A 23,135-nucleotide genomic window follows, 5' to 3' on the forward strand; every position below is an offset into this window, starting at 1 on the left:
GAACGCGCGACCTGCCAGGATGCCCCCATGGGAACGTCGGCACCGGGAGAGGACACCCCGTCCTTCCGTCGCTTCCGTGTCGAGACCATCAGCGCGAACCGCAGCCCCGAGATCGACCGCACCTACGGGATCGTGGACGGCGTCGGCGGCGCGCTCGAGGCCTACCGGTACGTGGGAGCCGGTGACGCCGACGTGTCGATGCGCGGCGCCGAGGTCGAGGGCACCCGCTCGGGCCGGCTCGACCCGCGCCCGGACCACATCGTCTTCTGGATCGGCGACGGCACCGCCACCATCGAGGACTGCACGGACGGCTCGACCCTCACGGCCGAGCCCGGGCACCCCGTGGTGTTCTCGGCCTCCGTGCCCTACCGGTTCACCGCGGACACCCGCAAGATCACCATGCTGCACCTGTCCGACCGGATCCTCCGGCAGGCCCTCGCCCGGCGGGACCAGGTCGTGCACGGCCCACTCGTGTTCGGCCAGCAGCCGGACATCGCGTCCGCGCTCGGACCCCTCCGCGCGATCCTCCGCAACCGCGCCGCCGCGCTGACCGATGAACAGGTCGACGGTGCACACCGCGACGAACTCAACGCCGAGATCGCCGCGTCGGTCGTCGACGCGTTCCCGCTGCTCGGTGCGGACCCGGAGGAGCCGTCCTCGGCAGCGCTCCGCGCCGCCCACTGGGTGCACGAGCACGCCGCGGACCCGATCGTCCTCCGCGACATCGCGGCAGCGGTCGGGCTGAGCGAACGCGGGCTGCAGAGCGCGTTCCGCCGCCGGTTCGACGAGACCCCGATGGAACGGCTGCGTGCCGAGCGGCTCGACGGCGCCCGCACCGACCTCCGCTTCGCCGAGCCGGGGACGCACGTCCGCGACGTCGCCCGACGGTGGCGGTTCGGCCACTTCGGCCGCTTCGCCGCGAACTACGCGGAGCGGTTCGGCGAGGCGCCGAGCGAGACGCTGCGACGCGCCCGTGGGGACCGCGGCGACGGAACGCCGTCCGAGCGGCGGCCGTAGGATCGGGTCACGCGTCCGTCGACGGAGATGAGAGACCGGCATGACCGACACCCAGCACAGCACCCGCCGTTCCCAGGCCACCGCCTCGGTCGCGGCGATCCTCGCCGAGTCGGCGCGCCGGTTCCCCGACGACGTCGCCGTGGTCGTCGGTGACCGACGCACCACCTACGCCGAGCTCTGGTCGCAGACCCTCGCGTACGCGGGCGCGCTCCGGGCGCGCGGGATCCGGGAGGGCTCGCGGGTCGCGATGCTCGTCCCGAACGTCGAGGACTTCCCCCGCGTCTACTACGCGACCCTCGCCCTCGGGGCCGTCGTCGTCCCGGTGCACGCGCTCCTGAAGCGCGGCGAGATCGAGTACGTGCTGCGGGACGCCGACGTCTCGCTGCTCGTGTGCGCGGCGCCGCTCCTCGGTGAGGGTGCGGCGGGTGCGGCGCTCGCCGGGGTCGACGTCGTCACGGTCCTGGCTCCGCCGGCCGCGGGGCCCGACGCGTCGGCAGGCGCCGGAGCCGACGCGCCGGCCGGTCCCGACGCGCAGGCCGCGACCGACGCACCCGACCGGCTCGAGGACCTCGCGCAGGCCGCCGAACCGCTCGACACCTACGTCCCCCGCGACCCGTTCGACACCGCCACGATCCTCTACACGAGCGGCACCACCGGCCACCCGAAGGGCGCCGAGGGCTCGCACTTCGCCCTGCTCGAGCAGGCGAACACGAACCTCCTCAGCACGTTCGACCTGCACCGCGGCGACGTCCTGCTCGGTGCGCTCCCGCTGTTCCACACGTTCGGGCAGACCTGCACGATGAACACGGGCTTCCGCGTCGGCGCGACGATCGTCCTGCTCCCGAAGTTCGACGGCGACGGCGCCCTCGCGGCGATGGTCGAGCACGGCACCGGCGTGTTCATGGGCGTGCCGACGATGTACATGGCGCTGCTCGACGCCGCCACCCGCACCGATTCCCGGCCCCCGCTGCGATACGCGATCTCAGGTGGGGCGTCCCTGCCGCTCGCCGTGCTCGAGAAGTTCCAACAGGTCTTCGACGCCCCCGTGCACGAGGGCTACGGCCTGACCGAGACCTCGCCGGTCGCGTCCTTCAACCACGTCGGGACGACACCGCGGCCCGGCACGATCGGCACCCCGGTGTGGGGCGTCGACGTGGAGATCGCCGACCCGGAGACGCAGGACCGCATCGTGATGCTCCCGCACGGGCAGATCGGTGAGCTCGTCATCCGCGGCCACAACCTCATGAACGGCTACCTCGACCGTCCGGAGGACACCGAGGCCGCGATCGTCGACGGCTGGTTCCGGACCGGCGACCTCGGCACGAAGGACGACGACGGCTACCTGACGATCGTCGACCGCACGAAGGACATGATCATCCGCAACGGGTACAACGTGTACCCGCGCCAGGTCGAGGAGGTCCTCGCCCGGCACCCCGACGTCGCGATGGCCGCCGTGTTCGGCACGCCGCACGAGCAGCACGGACAAGAGGTCGAGGCCGCGGTCGTGCTCCGCGCCGGCGCGACGGTCACGCCGCAGGAGCTGATCGACATGGTGGCAGCGGAGATCGCCGCGTACAAGTACCCACGCGTGGTGCACGTGCTCGACGCACTGCCGCTGGGGCCGAGCGGCAAGGTGCTCAAGCGCGAGCTCGTGCAGCAGTTCAGCGCGAAGCCCGCGGCGACGACCGCCTGACCCGCGGCTTGCGCCGGCGCCGCCGGCGTGTGACACTCACCCCAGAGGGAAAACCGCCCGCGAGGGCGCACGGACACGGCACCGAACGGGCCGCTACTTCTTCACCACGAAGGAGTCCCGATGTCCGTCACGTCCCGGTCCACGGTCCCCGCCCGCACGGAGCGCCCGGCCCCAGCCCGTCTCAGCGACGCCTGGCTCGCACTCGCCGGCCTATCCGCGGTGTTCCTGTTCGAGATGCTCGACAACGCCGTCCTCACCGTCGCGCTGCCCACCATCGGCCGTGAGCTCCACGCCTCCACCGTCGGCCTCCAGTGGGTGACCAGCGCGTACTCGGTCGTGTTCGGCGCCACGATGCTCCTCTTCGGCGCCGTCGCCGACCGCTTCGGCCGCCGCCGGGTGATGCTCACGGGCCTCGTCCTGCTCGCCGTCGCCAGCGCGGCCACCGCCCTCGTGCACACGCCGGGCGAACTCATCGCGGTCCGTGCGGTCACCGGCCTCGCCGCCGCCATGACCACCCCCGGCTCGATGGCCCTGGCGTTCCGGCTGTTCGACCGGCAGGACCTCCGCATCCGCGCCCTCACCGTCATCTCCACGGCGGGCCTCGTCGGCTACGCGGTCGGTCCCACCGTCGGCGGCTTCGCGCTCGCGGTCGTCCCCTGGCAGGCGCTGCTGCTCGTCGACGTCCCGGTCGCCCTGCTCGCGATCGTGGGCATCCGCGCCGGCATCGGCGCCGACCGCCCGGAGGACCTCCACCCCGACCGCATCGACGTCGCCGGGGCCGTCCTCGGCACCGTCACGCTCGTCGGTGCGCTCCTCACCCCGACGGCGTTCGTCGAGGCCGGACCCGGCGTCGGCAGCGCAGCCCTCGTCGCGACGATCGTCGCCGCGGGGGCGTTCGTGTGGCGCGAGCGCGCGGCGGCCCGTCCCCTCCTCGACCTCGCCCTGCTCGCTCGCCCCCTGGTCGCGAGCGGCCTGGCGTACAAGGCCGCCGCGGGCCTCGCAGTGTCCGGCCTCACCTACCTGACGACCCTGCAGCTCCAGTACGTCTGGGGCTGGGCGCCCTCCGCCGCGGCGATCGCGATGCTGCCGATGGTCGTCGTCCTGCTCGTCGGCGGGCGGTTCGTCGGCCCGTTCGTCGAGCGGGTCGGCACCGGCACCGCCGCCTGGACGAGCGCCGCCGCCGTCGTCGCGGGCCTCGCCGTCGCCGCCGCCGGCAGCCGTGCCGGCTACGGCTGGATCGCCGTCGCCCTCGTGCTCGTCGGTGCGGGCATGCGCGTCGTCGGCGCGGTCGCCGGCAACGACGTCCTGCACGGCCTCCCGGCGGACCGCACATCCATCGGCGCCGCCCTCGTCGACACGTCCAGCGAGGTCTCGACCGGCGCCGGCACGGCGGTCGTCGGGACGGTCCTCGCCGCGCTCGTCCCGGGGAGCATCACCGCCGGCGCCTCGTCGGCGGCCCGGCTCGCCGCCTTCCAGGACGGACTCACCGTCTCCGGGATCCTCCTGACGGCGCTCGCGGCCGGCATCGTCGTCGCCGGTCTGCTGCGGTCGCGCAGCGGCCGCGTCGCGGCGTGACGGACGGGAGGCGCGGTGCCGGTACCCGGACCCGCTCACCTGCACCGTGCCTCCAGGCCGGTACGCGGTGCCGGTGCGCGGACCTGCTCACCTGCACCGTGCCTCCAGGCCGGTACGCGGTGCCGGTGCGCGGACCTGCTCACCTGCACCGTGCCTCCAGGCAGACCGCTGTCGGCGCAGCGCGCCGCCGCCGTCCGGTACCGTGACGGCACGCACCGCCGCGGACCCGCGGCCCGACGTGACGAGGACGACACGACATGACGACCACTGACCGCACCCTCGACGGACCGCACGGGCCACTCCGCATCCGGGTCTCCACGACCGACGGGCCGGCACGCGCGGCCCTCGTCTGGTCGCACGGCGGGGGCTTCATGTTCGGCGACCTGGACATGCCCGAGTCCGTGCAGACCGCACGTGAGCTCGCCGCTCGGGGAATCACGACCGTCGAGGTCGAGTACCGGCTCGCGCCGAGCGACGAGCGGCCGGACGGCGTCCACTTCCCGGTGCCGCAGGACGAGGTGCGGCACGTCCTCTCCACCGTCCGCGCTGATGCGTCCCTCGACACCGGCGGCCGGGACTGGGCGATCGGGGGAGCGAGCGCCGGGGCGTCGATCACCGCCTCTGCTGCGCTCCGGCTCGTCGCCGACGGCGAGGCGCCGCGGCAGGTCCTCCTCGCGTACCCGACAGTGCACGCCGAGCTGCCCCCGCAGTCCGATGAGCTCGCGGGGGCGATGGTCGGCGTCGACCCGTCTCGTCGGTTCACGCCGGAGTCCGTCAGGAGGATGAACGCGAACCACGCCGCCGGTGCCACCGACGGGGTGTTCGCCGGCGGGGCGGAACTCACCGGCTTCCCGCCGACCTGCATCGTCGACTCCGAGCGGGACGACCTGCGGGCGAGCGGTGCGACGTTCGCCGAGGAACTGCGGGCCGCCGGTGTCCCGGTGACGTACGCGGTCGAACCGGGGACCTTCCACGGGCACCTCAACGACGAGGGCAGCGCCGCGGCGATCCGGACGATCGACCGGTTCGCGGCGTTCCTGCTCGCGGGCTGACGCGGAGCGGGCGGACTCCGGCCCGCCCGCTCCCCGTGCCGATGCCTACTTGATGCCGGTCGACGCGATGCCCTGCACGAACTGCCGCTGGAAGGCCAGGAACACGACGAGCAGCGGCAGCACCGTGACCGTCGCGATCGCCATGACCGCGCCCCACGGTGAGCTGAACGCCGGGTTGTTCGTCAGCGTGGAGAGCGCGACCGGTACGGTCAGGTTCCCGTTGCCCTGGAGCACCACGAGCGGCCAGAGGAAGTCGTTCCACCGCGTCATGAAGCCGAGGATCACCAGCACGCCGACGAGCGGTCCGCACGACGGGAGCACGACCCGGAAGAAGGTCTGGAACTCTCCGGCGCCGTCGAGTCGCGCCGCCTCCATCAGGGCATCGGGGACACCGAGCATGAACTGCCGGGCGATGAAGATCCCCACCACGTCGAACACCGTCGGCAGGATCACCGCCCACGGGGAGTCGACCAGGCCGATCTTCGCGACGACGAGGAAGCTCGGCACCAGGGTGACCTGGATCGGGATCATGATCGTCACGAGGAACGCGGAGTAGAGCAGCCCGCGACCCACGAAGCGGAACTTGGCGAGGGCGTACCCGGCCATCAGTGACACGACGACGCTCAGTGATGTACCGACCGAGGTGATGAGCGCGGAGTTGCCGAGCCACCGCCACACCGGCTGCGTGCTGAACACCTGCGTGTAGTTCTCGAACGTCGGCCTCGTCGGGAAGAGCGAGAACGTGCCGCTCTGCGACTGACCACCCGGGGTGAGCGCGGACACGACCATCCAGTACAGCGGGAACACCATGAGGATCGCGAGTGCGGTGAGCCCCGCGACGAGGACCCATCGTCCGGGCTTCGTCGGACGGCGGCGCTGCACCGGACGGGATGAGCGGGGCGGACCCGCGACGGACAGTGCCATCAGATGGCCTCCTCTGCCTTCTTGGTCGCCCGCTGCCGGAGCAGCGTGAACACGAGCAGGATCGCCACGAGCACCAGCCCGAGCGCTGCCGCGTAGCCCATGCGTGCGTCGATGAACGCCGACCGGAACACGTACTGGATGAGGACGGTGGTGGAGAAGCCCGGACCTCCGCCGGTCATCACGTAGATGACGTCGAAGGCCTGCAGCGAGAACACCACGTTGAGGATGAGCAGGATCGACGTCGTCGGTCGCAGCAGCGGCCACGTGATCGTCCGGAACCGCACCCACCGCGAGGCGCCGTCGATCGCCGCGGCCTCCTTGAGCTCGGCGGGTACGGACTGCAGGGCGCCGAGGTAGATCACCATGCAGAACCCGATCCGGGTCCACACGACGACGATCACCAGGGTCGCCATCGCCCAGCCCGGCGCGGTGAGCCACGGCACCCGGCCGAGCCCGAGGGCGTCGAGAAGGTTGTTCACGACGCCGTAGTCGCCGTTGAAGATCCACGACATGATGACGCCCACCACGACGCCGGCGGCGACCATCGGCACGAAGAACAACGCCCGGAACACCGAGCGCCCGGGGAGCGGTCGGTTCAGCGCCACGGCGAGGGCCAGGCCGATCGCCATCGCGGTCGGGACCGTGCCGATGGTGAACACGAGCGTGTTCCGGAGCGCCGTGCCGATGAGCGGGTCGGAGCCCATGTCGACGAAGTTCTTCCCGCCGACCCAGGTGCCGTCACCCAGCGACGTGCTGGAGTCCTGGAAGCTCAGGGCGATCGCGGTGACGATCGGGACGAGCGAGAACCCGAGGAAGAGCAGCGCCGCAGGTCCGACGAAGACGTACGGCACGAACCGACCGTGTCGTCGACGGGCGGCGCTGCCGACGGCCAGCGCGCCGGTCGGGGGAGCGACGGACGTCGTCGTCCGCGCGGGGCCGGTCTCAGTTCGCAGTGACACTGCGCATCGCCTCCATCATCTGGGCCGAGGCCTCCTTCGGGCTGAGCTGCCCGAGCAGGCAGAGGTCGAGGTAGTCGGCGAACACCGCGTTCAGCGACGAGAAGTACTGGCCGCTCTCCGCCTTCACCATCGACAGCGGGATGGTCGACCCCTGGTCGATGAACCGCTGCATGGTGTCCGAGTTGGACGCGTACCCGATGTCCGCCGCGTCGAGGGACGTCCGGGCGGGCAGCCAGTTGCCGTCGTGGCAGAACTGCTGCATCTTCGACCGTGAGGTGATCATCGCCACGAGTTCGGCCGCGAGCTCCGGGTGCTTGCTCGACTTCGTCACGGCCAGGGCGTTGCCGCCGAGGTCGCTCGCCTCGCCGACGTTCCGGATCATCGGCGCCGTGCCCCAGTTGTCCGGCATGTCGGTGTCGAGCTGCACGATCGACTCCGGGTTGTTCAGCATCATCCCGATCTGCCCGGTCAGGAACAGGTTGCGGGCGACGTCGCCACCGCCGCTCTTCGAGATGTTCCCGGTGGTCGCGAGCCCGTCGGCGTACCACTTCCGCCCGAAGGCGAGCGCGTCGATCGCCTCCGCGGTGTCCATCGAGGGGGTGGCGCCGTCCTCGCCGAGGAACGCACCCCCGTTCTGGTACACGAACGGCAGCCAACGGTAGGCCGTCTCCGGCGCCGACCAGCCGTACCCGAACGCGTACTTGCCGGTGACCTGCTTGACCTCCTTCGCGACGTCGAGGAACTCGTCCCACGTCCAGGCGTCCGCGAGTGCCGTGGGTGGTGTCACCCCGACCTGCTCCATCACGTCGCGGTTGTAGTAGGTGATGAAGTTGTCGGTGTGCTGGAAGACGCCGTAGATGCCGTCCTCCCGGGCACCGATCGCCCAGAAGGGGTCGCTGTAGTCCGATCGGTAGTCCGCAGGGATCGCTCCGGAGATGTCGACCAGGCTGCCGTTCGCCGCGTAGCGGCCGATCTGCTGCGGGGTGATCCGGATGACGTCGGGTGCGAGGTCTGCCGCGAGTCGAGTGATGAACCACTGGTGGAACTGGCCGGTCGTGACCTCGACGGCGACGCTCGTCCCGGGGTGCGCCGCGACGAACTCGTCCGCGATCGCCTGGTAGCTCGTGATGTCGGTCGGGATGTTCCAGGTGGACAGCCGGATGTGCTTCGTGCCGCCGGTGGCGGCCGTGCCCTGGCCGGCGCACGCCGCGAGCGCGCCGGCCATCGAGATGCCGGCGAGTGCGAGGAAGCCGCGTCTGGCGAGCTGCCCTCCGGCGGGTTGACGGGGTGGTCGGGTCGGCATGGTCCTCTCCTTCGAGGTCGTGGTGCCGTTCAGATCGGCCGGGAGGCGCGATGTGCGCCCCCGGAGCGCCGCACGTCCGATGTGGGGTCGCGTCCAGGACCCGACCCCACGTCGGGCGCGACGGTTCAGACCAGGGCGGGGCGGGCCTCCAGGCCGGTCGTCGCCTGCGGTGCCGTGGCCGCGTCCGCCGGCCGCAGCGACTCCGGGAGCAGCGCCGCGTGGGCGTGCAGGAGTTCGTCGGTCATCGCGGCGATGCGGTCGAGCGTCAGGTGCGCCGCCGTCAGCGGGTCGAGCGCCACCGCGTGGTGCACGTGCTCGACGTTGCCGGTCAGCGCCGCGCGGACGGCCAGGGTCTGCACGTTCGTGTTCGTCCGGTTGAGGGCCGCGAGCTGCGGGGGGAGCTCACCGAACGAGGTCGGGGTGACCCCGTTGCCGTCAGCGAGGCACGCGACCTCGACGCAGGCGTCCGCGGGGAGGTTGCTGATCACACCGGTGCTGTTCGGCACGTTGCCGTAGACCACCGCGGGGACGCCCGTGACGATCGCGTTGACGATGCTCGCGCCGTACTCGACGGACGGCGACAGGTCGGCCTTGAGCTTCTCGAGCTGCTGGTCGACGTCACCCTGCTCGTCGTGCGCGAGGCAGATCTCGTAGTAGTCCCAGCGCTCCGGGATGTACTCGAGCACCGTTTCCGGGTCCTTGCGGAAGTACGGCACGTACTCGCTCGCGTGGTGGCTCGACTCCGTCTCGAAGTACCCGAAGGACCGCATGAGCTGCGTGCGCACCTGTTCGTTGCCGCCCTCGTAGTTGCTCGCCGCTGCGGCGGCCTCGCTGTGGTCGCCGTCGTCGTCGTGCAGGTCCGCCGCCGCGACACCGCGTCGGTGCTTCGCGGTCATGACCTCGCGGAGCCGTGGGTACAGGTCCTCGCCGTTGCGTCGCCGGAACTCGAGGATCCAGGCCTGGTGGTTGATGCCGGCGCAGACGTACTCGACCTCGTCGTAGGGCACGCCGAGGGTACGGGCGAGCATGCGCGTGGTGCCCTGCACGCTGTGGCACAGACCCACGGTCCGAAGCCCCTTCGCGTTGAGGAACGCCGTGGCCATCGCCATGGGGTTCGCGTAGTTGATGAACTGCGCGTCCGGGCAGAGCTCCAGTGCGTCGTGCGCGATGTCCTCGTACGCACGCACGGACCGCAGGAACCGGAACACCCCGCCGGGGCCGACGGTGTCGCCGACCGCCTGGTCGATGCCGTACTTCCGCGGGATCTCGACGTCCCACTTGTAGGACTCGACCCCGCCGACCTGGAACGTGATGATCACGACGTCGGCGTCGGCCAGGGCCTCGCGCCGGTCGGTGGTCTCCAGGACCTCGACGCCGAGGCCGTGGTGTGCCACGAGCTCACGGGCGGCGTTCGCGGTCCGAGCCACCCGGCCCGCGTCGAGGTCCATGAGGTGCAGCGTCGCGTCCTGCAGGGCGGGGAAGCTGACGAGGTCGCCGATGAGGCGGAAGGGGAAGACGAAGCCGCCGGCGCCGATGATGGTGATCTTGGTCATGGTCCGACGCTAGGAAGTGCGGTGCTTGCCGTGCCTCCGGCTTCGGAGGCCGCGGTTCCAGGATCCTCCGGCGCTGGTCGCCGTTGCCGCTGGGGTCGGTTCGGGCCGCTGGGGTCTGCTCGGGCGCTGGGGTCGCGTTCGTGTCGCGCGGGGCTCGCTGACGTAGGCTCGGGCCGTGCTCGACGTCGAGACGGTGGAAGCGGCCTACTGGAGCCATCGCGGCCCCGCGCCCGTCATGCTGTCCTCGCACCGACACGACGACCTCGAGATCAACCTCGTGCTCGACGGGCGGCTCGACTACCGGTTCGGTGGCACGGACGTGTCCGTCCACGCCGGGGAGGTCGCGCTCTTCTGGGGGTGGACGCCGCACCAGCTGATCGGCGAGGGCCCGGGGGCCGGAGCCGGTTCCGGAGACTTCCTCTGGGCGCACATCCCGCTCGGCGACGTGCTCGCGTGGGGATTGCCAGACCACGACCTCGGCGCGATGCTCCTCAACCGTCCCGTGCTCGTCCCGGCCGTCGCTGCCGGACGGGACGTCGAGTCGATGTTCGGGTCGTGGCAGCGCGACTTCGCCGACGACGGTGCCGAATTGATCGCCGGCCTCGAGGCCCAGGCGTTCGTCCGACGGCTGCTCCGGCACCACCGGGACACGATCGACCTCCGACCGGACGGCAGGCACGGGCCGGTCGGCATGGACCGGGCGATCGACATGGTCCGGTTCGTGGTCGACCGGTTCCGGGAGCCCATCGGGGTCGACGACGTCGCCGCGGCCGCGCACCTCCACCCGCACCACGCGATGACGGTGTTCCGCCAGGACGTCGGTTCGACGATCGTCGAGTACCTCACCCGGTGCCGGGTGGCCGAGGCGCAGCGGCTGCTCGCGACCACGTCGATGACGACGGCCGAGGTCGCGCACGCTGCCGGCTTCGGGTCGCAGTCGAGCTTCTACGCGCACTTCACCCGTGCGCGGGGGTGTGCGCCGGGGGAGTACCGGGCGCGGGTGCGCTGAGATCTGCCGTCGTGCGGGTGCTCAACCGTCGGCGAGCGATCCCGGGAAGCACGGCGAGAACGATGAGATGCGGGCGTCTCCGTCCTCGCGGTAGATCGTGACGAGGTACTGGTCGTCGTCCGGTCCGGTGACGGTCAGGCGCGCCGCCCCCTTCGGCGTCGTGTCACGCGCACCGGAGTAGCCGTCGGGCTCGACCGCGTGCACGATCGCGTCATACGTCTCGTCGACGTCCACCGACCTGGCGAGGGTGACGTGGACCCCGCCCGCGGTCTGGATGTCGTCGTCCGAGCACGACAGGAGGACCCACCCGCGGACGGACTGCTCCGCCACCGAACCCTTCGGGAACGTGTCGACGATCCGGTCTTGGAGCGCTGCGGTCCGCTGTTCGGCCAGCGCCCGGGTGGCCGGGGGAGCTGACTCAGCGGTCCGCTCCGCACCGGACGTTTCGGAGCACGCAGCGAGGGTCCCGAGGGCGAGCGTCGCGACGGTCAGTGTTCGGGCACCGGGCCCGCCGACGGCACCGTCGAGTCGGGTCAGCCATCGGCGAGCGAACCCGGGAAGCACTGCGAGAAGGAGGAGATCTGCACGCGCTTCGTGTCTTTGAGGATCGAGACGAAGGACTGCTTGTTCGCCTGCCCGGTCAGGACCAGGCGCAGCCCGTGCGAGGTCGTGTTCCATTCGTCAAAGTTCAGCGCGGTCTCCACGAGCGCTCCTGGTGTCTTGGCGCTCACCGGGGCGGCGTGCCGTCTCCGCTCGGACACTACCCGTGACCGGCGCGGCACCTGTTCATTGGTCCGCCAGCGAACCGCGGAAGCACTGCGAGAAGGAAGAGATCAGAACGCGCTTCTTGTCGTTCTGGATCGTGATGAAGTACTGGTCGTTCGCTGCCCCCGTGATGACGAGTTTTGTCCCGCGGGAGGCCGTGCTCTGCTCTCCTCGGTACCCGTCGGCTTCGAGCTCATGCGTGATGGCGTCGTAGGTGGCGTCGATCGGCACGGTCCGGGCAAGGGTCAAGGTCGCGCTGATCGAGGACTGTATCTCGTTCTCGGAGCAGTCGAGCAGGGCCCAGCCGCCTGTGCTCGTCTCGCTGACAGCACCTTCGGGGAAGGCATCGATGATCCTGCCCTGCACGGCACCTGTTCGCTTCTCGACATCCGCGCGGGTCACATGGGTGTTCGGTGTCGGCGATTTGGACATGGAAGGACCTCCGGCGCAGGCAGTCAGGGCGAATACGGCGATTGCGACGAGAGTCAGCGTCACGATGTTCCGGGCGTTCATTGGAAGATGTCCGATCTCAGATCGTCGAGTACTGCGCGGTTCCCCTCAACTCGGGCGACCCGGTTGTGCTGGTCGAGGAGGAAGCCGTAATCGTACGGGTTGATGTCGTCCGGCTTCGGACCGTAGTAGGCGTCGTGCTCGAAGGCCGGGTTCCAGCGCGGGTTGTTGCCGGCCCAGACGTGTCGTGTCGCCTGCCCGACCTGAAGGATGTCCACGTAGGAGTAGTCCTTGTACTGGGTGAGTTCATTCGGCTTCCAGTTCTGCGGCATGCCGGCGCCGGACAGCGAGTCCACCTGGTTGTAGATGGCACCGAGCGTCTCCGAGGTGGTGATGTTGGCCGCTCCCCAGCTGTGACCGATGGCCGTCGTGAGGGCGTTCGTCATGTTCGGGTCCGTGCTGATGCCGGCTGCGAGCTGTCGAAGCCGCTCTGCCGGCCCGAGCGCAAACTGTGGGTCGTTCGCCTCGGCGATGCCACCGGCGCCGGCAGTCTGTTCTCCGGGGAACACACCGTCCTTCGCGACGAAGACGACACTGTCCTTCGGTGAGGCCTCGTGCAACCAGTTGCCGACCTGCTGGATCCCGTTGTTGTAGAAGCCCTCCATGTTGCTGAAGGTCCCGGGCACGTACGTGATCACGTGCTTGGTGTCGGGGCCCGGCGTTCCGATCATCTCGATGATCCGCTTCTGGGACGGGTCGTAGAGGTAGAGCTGGTGCTCGGGTGGTTGCTTGACCACGCCTTCGAGGAACGTGATCTCCTGCTGCAACGCGGCGATCTCGTCACGGTTCGCCTTCGTGCCGTGTCCGAGCGCCTGCCCGAGGACGCCCTCGGTGAGCTGCAGCGCGGTGAGCCGAGTCTTCGCGTCCTCGAGCCGGTCGGCGGCGAGGCTCCGGTTCGCGGCGACTCGCGCCTGCGCCGGCACGCCGTTCAGCGCCCCGATGATCGACGGGACTGCAGCGACCAGAGCCGACTGCTCCGCCGAGAGGCGTGTGTCGTCACCGGCCCCGAGGGACTCCCACCACGCGCGGACGGCACCCGGGTCGGCGGTCTCGATCCGGGCCGCCGCGTCGGGGTGCTTCGCGAGGAACTCCGCGGCGTCGTCCGGACCCATGCTCTGCAGCAGCGCCAGGAGTGTCAGCGGCGTGGCACTCGCGATGTCCGAGTCGGTCAGCCGCTTCGGCAGGCCGTTGGCTGCACGGGCGTCGAGTGCATCGGCGCAGGCGCGGTCGGCCGCCCGCCGCCGTTCGACGAGCGCGTCCCACTCGAGGTCGATGCTGCGGGCCGTGGTCAGCGCATCGGTGACGTCGTCGGCGCGCCGGTTCGCGGTGCTGCTCGCGCTCGCGATCTGCTCGGGTGTGCTGTCGGACGACCGTGCGGTGTCGCGCGCTTCGGACCTGGCGCTGCTCGCAGCAGCCTCGGCGTCGGCAAGTGCCTGTGCCGCCGACGATCGGCGCGTTTCGAGATCGCGCTGGTCCTCCTGGATCGATGTCAGCACGGACACATAGGTCTCGAGCGCGCTCGCTTGCTCGTCGAGAGCGACCGCGAGGGTGCCGACATCAGTGGTGAACGCGCCGACGTTCGCCTGGAACGGTTCCTTCGCACGACCCCGCCAGTCAGCGGTCTGACCGTCGTGCGCCAGCACACGCAGCGACCGTGCCGTGTCGCGGAGGTCGTCGGCCTTGTCTCGTCGAGATGCCGCGATCGCCGAGACGGCAGCAGGATCGCCCTGCCCCGGATCCGTGTTCGTCCAGGCCATCAGCGACCGTCCAGCTGTGCCGCGAGTTCACCCTCGGTCGACGAGATCTGGAACGCGACCTGGGCGGGGTACTTCCCGATGGACGTCAGGGACTCCGCGAGCACCTCGCCGCGGTCGGTGATCGTCGACCCTGCGTCGCCGAGGGCTGCAGCAACGATGAAAGAGCCGAGGGCGTCCTCGCGCGGATCGGCGATCGAGCGGTCCATTCGTACTGACCACGGCAACGGTGCCATGGCGTGTGTCAGGGCGTCGAGCGACGCCGTGTCGACCTGTAGATCCCCCACGCAGACCCCCTCTGTGCTCGCGGACACGATAACGCAACGGGGCAACGGGTCTCCAGCGCTCTGTGTACAACATGTCACCGCGCCGGCAGGACGTCCCACCGTCGCAGCACCACCCCGTTCGTGAACCGCTGCTCCTCCAGCAGCGCGAGCCGCACCGGCGCCCGCTCGCCGGACCGGGGCGGGTCGAACAGCGGCCGTCCGCCGCCGAGCACCGCGGGGTGCGTGAACAGCATCAGCTCGTCGATGAGCCCCGCGTCGAAGAGCTGCGACGCGAGATCAGCACCACCGACCCCGACGTCACCATCGGTCTCCTGCCGGATCCTCGCGAGCTGCTCGATCGCGTCGCCGTCCGCACCGATCACGCGCGTGCCGTGGTCGGCGGTCGTCCGGGTCCGCGAGACGAGCACCTTCGGCTGAGCGGTCCAGATCTCGCCGTACTCCCGTTCGACCTCGGTCAGGGACGCGTCGGACCGGGCGTCCGGCCAGTACGGGTCCATCATGTCCCGCAACACCCGGCCCTCCACGGAGAGCGTCATCGCCGCGGCGCGCCGGTTGAACTCGCGGTGCAGCTCCTCGTCGATGCTCACCCACTCCGGGCCGTCCGGGCCGTCGTGCTCACCGGGCGCCCGCTCGATGAAGCCGTCGACGGACACGTTCATCCAGTACACGAACCGTGCGGGCATGGCGACTCCCTCGTCGGACCTGCGTTGCCGCGATGCTACGCCGCACGGGCCGCGGCACGGTCCGCCGCGTAAAGCCGCGCGAAGCCGCGCGGGCCGCGGCACGGTCCGCTGCGCGAACCCTCGCGGAGCGTTCCGGGCAGACAGCCGCGCGGGATGGGAGGATGCAACGTCAGACCCACCGAGCACGAGGACCCCATGACGCACGACGACGCAGCGCCGCTCCTCGACGGCCGGTACCGGGTCGAACGGGTCATCGGCCAGGGCGGCATGTCCGTCGTCTACCAGGCCACCGACGAAGTGCTCCGCCGACCGGTCGCCGTCAAGGTGTTCCACTCCGGCTCGGTCGACATCGCCCGACAGGACGCCGAACTCGGGGTGCTGGCCTCGCTCGAGCACCACAACCTCGTCGGCCTCCTCGACGCCGGTGTCCTCACCAACGCTGACGGTGCGCAGCAGCGCTTCCTCGTCATGTCGCTCGTCGTCGGGCAGGACCTCGAGGCGCGGCTGAAGGTCGGCCCGCTCGCCGTCCGGCACATCGCCGAGGTCGGGTTCGACATGGCCGAGGCGTTGCACTACATCCACGCGCACGGGGTCGTGCACCGCGACATCAAGCCCTCGAACATCCTGCTCGTCGACTACGGACACGACGCCGACCGGGCACGCGCCCGGCTCACCGACTTCGGGATCGCGATCGCGGAGGGCGCCGAACGACTCACCGCCGACGGCGTCACGACCGGCACCGCCGCCTACCTCAGCCCCGAGCAGGCCCGCGGCGGCGAGGTCGGACCCGCGAGCGACGTCTACTCGCTCGGCCTCGTCCTGCTCCAGTGCTTCACCCGCCGCCGGGAGTTCCCCGGCTCCGTCGTCGAGTCGGCGATCGCACGGCTCTCCCGCGACCCGGTCGTGCCCGAGCCGCTCCCCGAGCACTGGAAGTCCGCGCTGCGCGCGATGACGGCGCAGGACCCGGCCGACCGGCCGCTCGGGTCCGAGCTCGTCGCGATGCTCCGCGACGTCGTCATCGCGGACACCTCCGCGCCCGACGTGGTGGTCGACCCTGACAGCCTGGAGGCACCCACCGCCCCCGTCACGCAGGTCCCGGCGGCCGCCGCGCCGGTCCAGGGCACGCAGCTCCCGCCCGCCGGTGGCTCCGCGCCGGACGCCGTCGCGCCGTCCGGCGCGCACGCTGCGCCCGCGTCGGCGGGCACGGCCGACCGGCCCGCGACGCTCGACGAACTCCCCGAGGAGGCCCTGCACCGCACCACCGCCATGGCGGCTCGCCTCTTCGACGCGCCCATCGCCCTGGTCGAGGTGCTCGACGAGGACCGTGAGTGGTCCCAGTCGTGGATCGCCGAGGGTGTCGACCCGTCGGCGCGCAAGATCAGCTTCCGCAACGGGTTCGCGCCGGTCCCGGAACCCGTCGTCATCCCCGACGGCGCCACCCACCCGGAGATGCGCGAGAGCCCGCTCGTGACCGGCCCCCTCGGCATCCGGTTCTTCGTGAGCGTCCCCCTCGTGAAGCACGACGGCACGACGATCGGCACGCTCGCGGTGCTCGACGCGAAGCCCCGCGAGGCGACCGAGGGCGACCTCGCGAACCTGCGCGACCTCGCGGCGCTCGCCGTGGCGCAGCTCGAGCTCCGCCAGGAGTCCCTGCGGACGACGAGCGACGCCCTGCCCCTCGACCAGCCGCGCTGACCCGTACGAGGGGATCCGGTCTCGGCCGGATCAGCTGGTACGACCCGCTCAGTCGGTGAGTGCCGCCGCGTACGCCCGTACCGACCGGTGGTACCGGGGGAGCGTCGGCTCGACGGCCTCGATCGCAACCCGCAGCGCCTCGTCCACCCGTCCGGCGCTGTGCAGCGCGAGCGCGAGGAACACCCTCGGCGCAGCACCCGTCGCCGGGTGCTCGGGCGCGTCCCGGAGCATCGCGATCGCTTCTTCGACCCGGCCGAGGTTCCGGAGCGTGGACGCGTGCTGCACGACCATGCGCGCCGCACGGTCGGGGTCGACCTCGTCGAGGCCATCGGCGGTGGCGGCGGCGTACTGCACGTCCGCGTCGGCCTCGCGTCCGGTGGAGTCGTACGCCCCGCCGAGCTCGAACGCGGCGAGTGCCGGGTGTGGTGCAGCGGCCGCGAGCGACGTCATCCGCGCCACGAGTCCTTCGTCGTCGAGGTCCGCCGCCCAGGTCTCGGCGACGTCGTGTTCCCACGCAGCATCGGTCATCCCCCGACCGTAGCGCGCCGGCAGGTCATCGCCCGTCGCGCACCGACGCCCGGAACGACCGCACGAGCGGCACGTCCGGCCGCACGGTCACGGGGGAGCGCCACGCGAGCGCCGACCCGACGGCGGGGTACTCCTCGACACGGACGAACCACGGGTCGTGGTGGTCGAGCGCCGTGACCCGGACCGTCGCCGGCCCCCCGTCGAAGTCCGCCGTCCACTCGACCCACGGTGTGACGGACCCGTGCACGGCCGCTTCACCGGCGGCGTCGGCGGTCCGGACGGACACCGGGCCGCACGGCGGGAACCGCCAGAAGAAGCCGCCGTACCCGGCACCGACGCGCCCGTTCGACCCGGGGCCGCCGAGCCGGACGGGGGCGGAGCCCGGCGCACGGAACGACGACGACCAGTCGAGCGTCCAGCCGTCCTCCTGCCCGGCCCAGGTCAGCACCCGGTCCTCGTGCAGGACGACCCCGCCGTCGGGACCGCGCCAGACGAGCTCCTGCCCCAACCAGCCGGGCCGCTGTTCGGCGTGCACGACGTCGACGCGGCCGTGGTCGTCCCGCCACACGTACCCGTCGCCGTGCACGTAGGTGCGGCCACCCCAGCAGTTCACGCCGTCGAGGTCGGGGATCGCGAACCCGACGCCGCAGTGCCAGTCGTGGTCGCCGGGGTGGTGCGCCGACACCGTCACGCCGCCGCGGGTCCGGACGGGGTGCAGGTAGGGCCGCGGCGACGACGTCGGGATGGTCCCCGAGCCGTCGAGGACGGTGGCGACCGGGGCACCGTCGACCCGGAGCGTCGCGAGTACCTCGTCGTGCGCCGTGTGCGCCCACGGTGCTCCGACCTCGGAGAACAGCGCGAGCCGATCGGCCGCCCGGTCGACGATCGCCTCGACGTCGGCGACGAGCGGTCGGCGCGTCGGACCCTCGCCCTCCCACGTGACCCAGGGGTGGTCGATCTGCACGGGCTCGGCGGCGCGGACGGCCTCGAGCACCTCGACGAACGCCCCCGTGGAGTCGAGCGGCACGAGGAGCGGCGTTCCGGTGGCCCGGTGGTCGAGCAGGTTCTCCAGCAGCTCGGTCCGCTCGTACGTCGTGGTCGCGCCGTCCACGGTGACCTCGTCGGTCGTGTAGCCGAGGACGGCCCGTCCCGCCGCACCCGTCACCCGGACGGTCGGGAGCACCTCGGTCGGCGCGCAGAGCGTGAGGGCTGCCGTGGCCTCCCGGCCAGCGGTCGTCGTGACCCGGACCGCCGAGGTGTCGTCGCCCTCGATGGCGTTCGCGCGGTACGGCTCGACCTCGACGCGGGCGACCTCCGTGGCGCGACGGCAGCCGACGAGCGCGAGCGCGGTGGCGACGGCGTGCGCGAGCGGGTTCGTCACGACGCCGTCGAGGACGTCGACGCCGGCCACGCGCCGACGGCCGGCCCAGCCAGAGCGGGACCAGTAGGCCTGGTCGCGCGTCCACGTCCCGACCGCGGCCGCCGACCGCACCGGGCCCACGACCGACCCGTCGCGGAGGGCCGGGAGCGCGGCTGAGCCGAGGCTCTGGAACCCGACCTGCACGACCCGGCCGGTGCGGCGCTCGGCGTCGAGCAGCTCGGCGAGTGCGGCCCGGGTGGTCACGGGCGGCTTCTCGAGCAGGACGTCGGCGCCCGCCTCGAGCGCGGCGAGCGCGAGCGGGAGGTGCGCGCCGATCGGCGCGGCGACCACGACGACGTCGACGGCGCCGTGCTCGCGAGCGGCCGTGACGTCCTGGACGACGGGCACGCCGCCGTCGGTGTCCACGCCGAGCGTCGGGTCCACGACCGCGGTCAGCACGCACCGGCCGGCGGCGGCCATCCGGTCGATGGTCGCGCGGTGGTGCAGTCCGTACCCGCGGGCGCCGACCAGGACGATGCCGGGAGGCCCGTCTCCGGTCCGCCCCGCCGGCTGCGGTCCGTCGCCGGTCACGGTCACCGGATCGCAGCGGTGTCGATGTCGGTGGTCGCCACACCGGTGGTCGCGGCCTCGGTGCCGGTCGGGAACGGCGTGCCGATGACGAGGCGTGCGCGTCCGGGCGCGCGGCCGGTGACGTGGACGTGCTGCCCCTCCGGACGGTCGGTCCCGCCGAGGAACGCGTAGTCCTGACCGGGCGCGTAGAACGCCGGTTGTGCGTACCCGGTGCCGGAGCCCGGTCCGAAGGTGATCGTCGAGTCCCCGGCAGCGTGGGTACCGGTGCCCGCGACGAGCACGGCCTCCCCGGTCGCGGCGTCGGTGCTCACACCGGTCACCGTACCCCCGTCGCGGAAGGTGAGTTGGAGCGACCACGGTACGTCGGCGCCGTCGGTCTCGAGGTCGAGGACCACCCGCTCAGGCTCGATCGCGACGGTGACGGTCGTGCGGAGCGACACCGTGTCGACGGCGCGTGACCCGAAGGCCATCGAGCCGGAGAACCGACCCTCGTCGGCGAGGGCGTAGTCCCCGTCCGTCCGGCGGTCCGCGGGGGCGAGCGGCTGGTGGTAGCCGGCGGAGACGGTCTCGCTGAGTCGCCATCGTCCGTCCCCGAGATCCTCGAGCGAGGTCGGCCGGAAGGGGCCGAGGCCGAAGAACTCCCGCGAGAGCCGGACGTCGGAGAGCACGGCGTCGCCGGACAGCACGCGGAGGAACGTGGGGCTGTTCGCGAGCCCGGAGCGCACGTGGCCCTGTGCGGGGACGTCGGAGCCGGCGAAGAGCACCACGTCCCGGTGCTCCTCGCGGACGCGGACGAGCCGGGCGCCGTCGAACACGGTGGTGCCGAGGGGGAGTGGCGCCGGGGCGGGCAGCGGTTCGGCGAGGAGCGGGTCGGTCATCGCGCGGGCCGCGGCCACGGCGGGCTGCCACATCGGGGCGACGGCCGCGCGGGCCGCCACGGCGGCGAGGTCCTCGCGCTGGTCGAGCACCGCGACGTGCCAGAGCAGCGGCGCGAAGGGCCCGATGCCGAACGGCTCCGACTGGTCCTGTCGCCGGGACTGCACGGTCTCGACGGTGTCGTCGCGGAGGAGCAGCGCGAGGGTGGCGCCGAGCGAGCGCCGGACCGGGTCGACGAGCGCCGGTCGGTCGAGCACGTCGGCGAGCACGAGGAACGACGGGCAGGAGACCGCGGCGGCGTAGTTCGGGCTCCGTTCGGACCACAGGCCGTCGGCGTCGATGTCCGGCCCCTCGGCGAGCCACTCGTGGATGCGCTCGACGAGGGCGTCCGACGGGTGCAGGCGGTGGATCCGGGCGAGGGCCGCGCTGATCTCCCACCGGTGGTTCGGCGTGTGCACGCCCCCGGTCAGGAGCGCCGGGGTCGCCCGCTCGACGATCCGGTCGAGGTCGGCGGCGAGCGACTCGGCGGCCGGGTCCCGGTCGCGCAGCGGCTCGAGCAGCTCGAGGGCGTCGCACACGTCGTTCACCGTGAACGCAGAGTCGGGCGGCGAGAGCACGTTGTCCCCACCGACGAAGGTGCCTCCGGCCGACTGCCGGGTGGTGAGGTGCCGGACGTACCCGTGCGCGGTGGTGAGGTCGTCGTCGGGCAGGCGATCCGGGCCTCCCTGCTGCTCCTGCCGGACCCGGGCACCCACGAAGGCGAGGGCACGTGCCATCAGCTCGCGGTGCGACAGCGCCGCCGGGTCACCCGGCGTCGCGCGCCACGCGGCGAGCTCGGCGTCGACGGCGGGACGGACCGCGTCGAGGAACCCCATCAGTCCTTGAGCCCCGCGTTGAGGTCCGCGCCGTTCACGTACTTCTGGAACACCAGGTAGATGAGCAGCAGCGGCAGGATCGAGATCACCGAGGCACCGAGCAGCACGGTCCAGTTGACGTTCTCGGCCCCGACGATGCTCTGCAGGGCGATCTGGATCGTGAACTGGTGCGGGTCGTTGAGGACCAGCAGCGGCCAGATGTAGTCGTTCCACCGCCACTGGAACGAGAAGATCGCGAGCGTCAGCATGATCGGCCGGGAGATCGGCAGCATGATCCGCCAGAAGATCCCGAACTCGCTCGCGCCGTCGATCCGTGCGGCCTCGACGAGGTCGTCCGGGACGGTGAGGAAGAACTGCCGGAACATGAAGATGCCGGTCGCGGTGATGATCGACGGCACGATGATGCCCGCGAGCGAGTCGTACATGCCGAGGTCACGGATGACGATGAACGTCGGCGCGAGGATGACCTCGGTCGGGAGCATGGTCGTGGCGAGGATGCACACGAAGAACACCTTGAGCCACCGGTTGTCGTACTTCGCCAGGGCGTACCCGGTGGCGGCACTCGCGAGGACCGTCAGCACGGTGGTCACCAGGGCGACGACGATGGTGTTGCCGAAGTAGCGGGCGAAGTCGAAGCTCTGCCAGGCCTCGACGAAGCCGGACACCGACCACTGCTCCGGGAACAGCGTCAGGGGGTAGGAGAACAGTTCGCCGCCGGGCTTGAACGCGCTGAGGACGAACCACAGCACCGGGAACCCGAAGCCGATGATGAAGACCCAGAGGAGCGCGCTGACCGCGATCGCCTTGGGCTTCGGCACGCGGTCGAGGCCGCCGCGGGTGGCGGCCCGTCCCGCCGCACGCTTCGCGGCGCGTCGGCCGGCGGTGGTCACGGATCGGGTCAGGTCCCCGTCGCCCGCGTCGGGGCGGGTGGCGTCCGGGTTCGCGGCGCCGGGTGCACCGGCACCGGGCAGGGTCGTGGTCATCGGCGCTTCTCCGTCCGACGGTTCACGGCCAGCTGGATCAGGGCGATGGCCATGAGGATGAGCATGAGGACCATCGACGCTGCCGAGGCGTAGCCGATGTGGGCGTTCTGGAACCCGTTCGTGTAGATGTACTGCACGAGCAGGTTGTTGTCGGTGCCGGGGCCGCCGCCGTTGAGGGCCTGGATCGTCGCGAACTCCTTGAACGCGCCGAGGGACGACAGCAGCACGACGATGAAGGACGTCGGCGCGATGCTCGGCAGCGTGATGTACCGGAACTGGTGCCAGGCGCCGGCGCCGTCGAGCGCGGCGGCCTCGTAGTAGGAGCGGGGCACGTTCCGGATCGCGGCGACGAAGAGCAGCATGTTGAACGCCGACCCCGCCCACGCGCTCGCGAACACGACGACGAGCAGCGAGAGGTCCGCGTTCGACTGCCACGGGACGGCCTTGCCGCCGAGGGACTCGACGACGAAGTTCGCGAGACCGAAGTTCTCGCCGAACATCCACCGCCAGATGACGCCGGTGACGATCGGGGAGATCAGCCACGGGACGAAGAACACGATGCGGGCGACGCTCCGGCCCTTGGCGGCGGGACTCGTGAGCATGAGCGCCATCGACAGGGAGAGCACGAACCCGAGGGGGACCGCGACCACGGCGTAGAGCAGGGTGCGGACGAGTGCGGCGTAGAAGGTGTCGTCCTGGAACAGTTCGACGTAGTTCTGCAGCCCGATGAAGTTCGGGGAGACGACGCCGTTGTAGTCGGTGAACGAGTAGCCGAGGCCGATGACGGCCGGCCAGACGAAGAACACCGCGAACAGGACGACGTTGACGCTGACGAAGGCGATCGGTGCCAGCAGGGGCTTCCGGACGCCGGAGCGTCGGCGGCGGGTGCCGCGGCCGGGGGGTCGGACGGTGTCGCTGGACGGCACCGCACGGGGGACGGCGGTCTGGGTGCTCACGATGGTCCTCTTCGTTCGTCGCGGTCGTCGTGTTCGTCGGGGTCGTCGGGGGGAAGGCGGACGGGGCCGGGGGGGGGCCCCCCCCCCCCCCCCCGCCCCCCCCCGGGTGCCCGATGTTCTTGGTGGTTGGAGAACGCGGCTGGGTCGCCCACAGCGGGGCGGTGTTTTGGTTACCCCCCACCGCCCG

The 23,135-nt window shown here is 71.6% G+C and carries 21 protein-coding genes; 6 read left to right on the forward strand and 15 right to left on the reverse strand.

The genetic code is table 11. From position 1 onward, the window contains the following. The first annotated feature begins 27 nt into the window (after positions 1–27). The 4 genes from ACIPYW_RS17335 to ACIPYW_RS17350 all read left to right on the forward strand — a co-directional run bounded on the left by ACIPYW_RS17335 (position 28) and on the right by ACIPYW_RS17350 (position 5,337). Positions 28–1,017, forward strand: coding sequence for a helix-turn-helix transcriptional regulator (locus tag ACIPYW_RS17335; protein ID WP_400415804.1), 990 nt, complete (start codon positions 28–30; stop codon positions 1,015–1,017). Between the two features lie 40 nt (positions 1,018–1,057). Then, positions 1,058–2,710 carry a long-chain fatty acid--CoA ligase gene (locus ACIPYW_RS17340; protein ID WP_400415806.1) on the forward strand — a complete coding sequence of 551 codons (1,653 nt, stop codon included), beginning with the start codon at positions 1,058–1,060 and terminating at the stop codon, positions 2,708–2,710. A gap of 120 nt (positions 2,711–2,830) precedes the next feature. Beyond that, positions 2,831–4,285: an MFS transporter gene (locus tag ACIPYW_RS17345; RefSeq protein WP_400415808.1), complete on the forward strand. Its 1,455-nt coding sequence runs from the start codon at positions 2,831–2,833 to the stop codon at positions 4,283–4,285. A gap of 257 nt (positions 4,286–4,542) precedes the next feature. Further along, a complete protein-coding gene (locus ACIPYW_RS17350; RefSeq protein WP_400415811.1) occupies positions 4,543–5,337 on the forward strand; it encodes an alpha/beta hydrolase in 795 nt (264 codons plus the stop codon). Between the two features lie 45 nt (positions 5,338–5,382). Here ACIPYW_RS17350 and ACIPYW_RS17355 read toward each other — a convergent pair whose 3' ends face one another. The 4 genes from ACIPYW_RS17355 to melA all read right to left on the reverse strand — a co-directional run bounded on the left by ACIPYW_RS17355 (position 5,383) and on the right by melA (position 10,076). Continuing rightward, positions 5,383–6,261 (reverse strand): carbohydrate ABC transporter permease, encoded by an 879-nt coding sequence (locus tag ACIPYW_RS17355; protein WP_400415812.1) that lies wholly within the window; start codon positions 6,259–6,261, stop codon positions 5,383–5,385. Then, a complete protein-coding gene (locus tag ACIPYW_RS17360; protein WP_400415815.1) occupies positions 6,261–7,112 on the reverse strand; it encodes a carbohydrate ABC transporter permease in 852 nt (283 codons plus the stop codon). The genes ACIPYW_RS17355 and ACIPYW_RS17360 overlap by 1 nt, the downstream gene beginning before the upstream one ends. Positions 7,113–7,203: 91 nt before the next feature. Continuing rightward, a complete protein-coding gene (locus ACIPYW_RS17365) occupies positions 7,204–8,523 on the reverse strand; it encodes an ABC transporter substrate-binding protein (RefSeq protein ID WP_400415817.1) in 1,320 nt (439 codons plus the stop codon). A 125-nt stretch (positions 8,524–8,648) separates the two neighbouring features. Further along, positions 8,649–10,076, reverse strand: a complete 1,428-nt coding sequence (gene melA, locus ACIPYW_RS17370) for an alpha-galactosidase (RefSeq protein ID WP_400415819.1) — start codon at positions 10,074–10,076, stop codon at positions 8,649–8,651. Between the two features lie 175 nt (positions 10,077–10,251). Between melA and ACIPYW_RS17375 the strand changes: the two genes are divergently transcribed. Continuing rightward, the gene (locus ACIPYW_RS17375) at positions 10,252–11,085 is read left to right on the forward strand and encodes a helix-turn-helix domain-containing protein (RefSeq protein WP_400415822.1); all 834 of its coding nucleotides are present in this window, start codon (positions 10,252–10,254) and stop codon (positions 11,083–11,085) included. 21 nt (positions 11,086–11,106) lie between these two features. On the opposite strand, the gene ACIPYW_RS17380 is transcribed toward ACIPYW_RS17375, so the two are convergent. The 6 genes from ACIPYW_RS17380 to ACIPYW_RS17405 all read right to left on the reverse strand — a co-directional run bounded on the left by ACIPYW_RS17380 (position 11,107) and on the right by ACIPYW_RS17405 (position 15,084). Next, complete coding sequence (locus ACIPYW_RS17380) at positions 11,107–11,649, reverse strand: hypothetical protein (protein ID WP_400415824.1); 543 nt, start codon at positions 11,647–11,649, stop codon at positions 11,107–11,109. Beyond that, positions 11,619–11,816, reverse strand: coding sequence for a hypothetical protein (locus ACIPYW_RS17385; protein WP_400415826.1), 198 nt, complete (start codon positions 11,814–11,816; stop codon positions 11,619–11,621). The genes ACIPYW_RS17380 and ACIPYW_RS17385 overlap by 31 nt, the downstream gene beginning before the upstream one ends. 55 nt (positions 11,817–11,871) lie before the next feature. Continuing rightward, positions 11,872–12,363 (reverse strand): hypothetical protein, encoded by a 492-nt coding sequence (locus tag ACIPYW_RS17390; protein WP_400415829.1) that lies wholly within the window; start codon positions 12,361–12,363, stop codon positions 11,872–11,874. After that, entirely contained in the window at positions 12,360–14,117 is a 1,758-nt protein-coding gene (locus ACIPYW_RS17395; RefSeq protein WP_400415831.1) for a hypothetical protein, read from the reverse strand. The genes ACIPYW_RS17390 and ACIPYW_RS17395 overlap by 4 nt, the downstream gene beginning before the upstream one ends. Beyond that, positions 14,117–14,401 carry a hypothetical protein gene (locus ACIPYW_RS17400; RefSeq protein ID WP_400415833.1) on the reverse strand — a complete coding sequence of 95 codons (285 nt, stop codon included), beginning with the start codon at positions 14,399–14,401 and terminating at the stop codon, positions 14,117–14,119. The genes ACIPYW_RS17395 and ACIPYW_RS17400 overlap by 1 nt, the downstream gene beginning before the upstream one ends. Before the next feature lie 74 nt (positions 14,402–14,475). Next, entirely contained in the window at positions 14,476–15,084 is a 609-nt protein-coding gene (locus ACIPYW_RS17405; protein ID WP_400415835.1) for a dihydrofolate reductase family protein, read from the reverse strand. 195 nt (positions 15,085–15,279) lie between these two features. Here ACIPYW_RS17405 and ACIPYW_RS17410 point away from each other — a divergent pair, with 195 nt between their 5' ends. Beyond that, complete coding sequence (locus tag ACIPYW_RS17410; protein WP_400415837.1) at positions 15,280–16,779, forward strand: protein kinase; 1,500 nt, start codon at positions 15,280–15,282, stop codon at positions 16,777–16,779. A gap of 48 nt (positions 16,780–16,827) precedes the next feature. Here the strand turns inward: ACIPYW_RS17410 and ACIPYW_RS17415 are convergent, their stop codons facing one another. The 5 genes from ACIPYW_RS17415 to ACIPYW_RS17435 are packed head-to-tail and all read right to left on the reverse strand — an operon-like array spanning position 16,828 to position 22,948. Next, on the reverse strand, positions 16,828–17,307 hold the full coding sequence (locus tag ACIPYW_RS17415) for a tetratricopeptide repeat protein (RefSeq protein ID WP_400415839.1): 480 nt from the start codon (positions 17,305–17,307) through the stop codon (positions 16,828–16,830). A gap of 25 nt (positions 17,308–17,332) precedes the next feature. After that, positions 17,333–19,258, reverse strand: a complete 1,926-nt coding sequence (locus ACIPYW_RS17420; RefSeq protein WP_400415840.1) for a DUF6807 family protein — start codon at positions 19,256–19,258, stop codon at positions 17,333–17,335. 2 nt (positions 19,259–19,260) lie between these two features. After that, positions 19,261–21,009, reverse strand: coding sequence for a hypothetical protein (locus ACIPYW_RS17425; RefSeq protein ID WP_400415843.1), 1,749 nt, complete (start codon positions 21,007–21,009; stop codon positions 19,261–19,263). Continuing rightward, complete coding sequence (locus ACIPYW_RS17430) at positions 21,009–21,992, reverse strand: carbohydrate ABC transporter permease (protein ID WP_400415845.1); 984 nt, start codon at positions 21,990–21,992, stop codon at positions 21,009–21,011. The genes ACIPYW_RS17425 and ACIPYW_RS17430 overlap by 1 nt, the downstream gene beginning before the upstream one ends. After that, a complete protein-coding gene (locus ACIPYW_RS17435) occupies positions 21,989–22,948 on the reverse strand; it encodes a carbohydrate ABC transporter permease (protein ID WP_290132240.1) in 960 nt (319 codons plus the stop codon). The genes ACIPYW_RS17430 and ACIPYW_RS17435 overlap by 4 nt, the downstream gene beginning before the upstream one ends. Positions 22,949–23,135: the final 187 nt, after the last annotated feature.

The organism is Curtobacterium sp. NPDC089689 (genome assembly GCF_044749145.1).
Classification (GTDB): Bacteria; Actinomycetota; Actinomycetes; order Actinomycetales; family Microbacteriaceae; genus Curtobacterium.

What these genes read in the sequence shown, in the direction of transcription:
- ACIPYW_RS17355 (WP_400415812.1), bottom strand. Translation starts at nt 6,261, where the DNA reads ATGGCACTGTCCGTCGCGGGTCCGCCCCGCTCATCCCGTCCGGTGCAG.
- ACIPYW_RS17390 (WP_400415829.1), bottom strand. Translation starts at nt 12,363, where the DNA reads ATGAACGCCCGGAACATCGTGACGCTGACTCTCGTCGCAATCGCCGTA.
- ACIPYW_RS17365 (WP_400415817.1), bottom strand. Translation starts at nt 8,523, where the DNA reads ATGCCGACCCGACCACCCCGTCAACCCGCCGGAGGGCAGCTCGCCAGA.
- ACIPYW_RS17350 (WP_400415811.1), top strand. Translation starts at nt 4,543, where the DNA reads ATGACGACCACTGACCGCACCCTCGACGGACCGCACGGGCCACTCCGC.
- ACIPYW_RS17345 (WP_400415808.1), top strand. Translation starts at nt 2,831, where the DNA reads ATGTCCGTCACGTCCCGGTCCACGGTCCCCGCCCGCACGGAGCGCCCG.
- ACIPYW_RS17340 (WP_400415806.1), top strand. Translation starts at nt 1,058, where the DNA reads ATGACCGACACCCAGCACAGCACCCGCCGTTCCCAGGCCACCGCCTCG.
- ACIPYW_RS17395 (WP_400415831.1), bottom strand. Translation starts at nt 14,117, where the DNA reads ATGGCCTGGACGAACACGGATCCGGGGCAGGGCGATCCTGCTGCCGTC.
- ACIPYW_RS17415 (WP_400415839.1), bottom strand. Translation starts at nt 17,307, where the DNA reads ATGACCGATGCTGCGTGGGAACACGACGTCGCCGAGACCTGGGCGGCG.
- ACIPYW_RS17405 (WP_400415835.1), bottom strand. Translation starts at nt 15,084, where the DNA reads ATGCCCGCACGGTTCGTGTACTGGATGAACGTGTCCGTCGACGGCTTC.
- ACIPYW_RS17335 (WP_400415804.1), top strand. Translation starts at nt 28, where the DNA reads ATGGGAACGTCGGCACCGGGAGAGGACACCCCGTCCTTCCGTCGCTTC.
- ACIPYW_RS17425 (WP_400415843.1), bottom strand. Translation starts at nt 21,009, where the DNA reads ATGGGGTTCCTCGACGCGGTCCGTCCCGCCGTCGACGCCGAGCTCGCC.
- ACIPYW_RS17430 (WP_400415845.1), bottom strand. Translation starts at nt 21,992, where the DNA reads ATGACCACGACCCTGCCCGGTGCCGGTGCACCCGGCGCCGCGAACCCG.
- melA (WP_400415819.1), bottom strand. Translation starts at nt 10,076, where the DNA reads ATGACCAAGATCACCATCATCGGCGCCGGCGGCTTCGTCTTCCCCTTC.
- ACIPYW_RS17410 (WP_400415837.1), top strand. Translation starts at nt 15,280, where the DNA reads ATGACGCACGACGACGCAGCGCCGCTCCTCGACGGCCGGTACCGGGTC.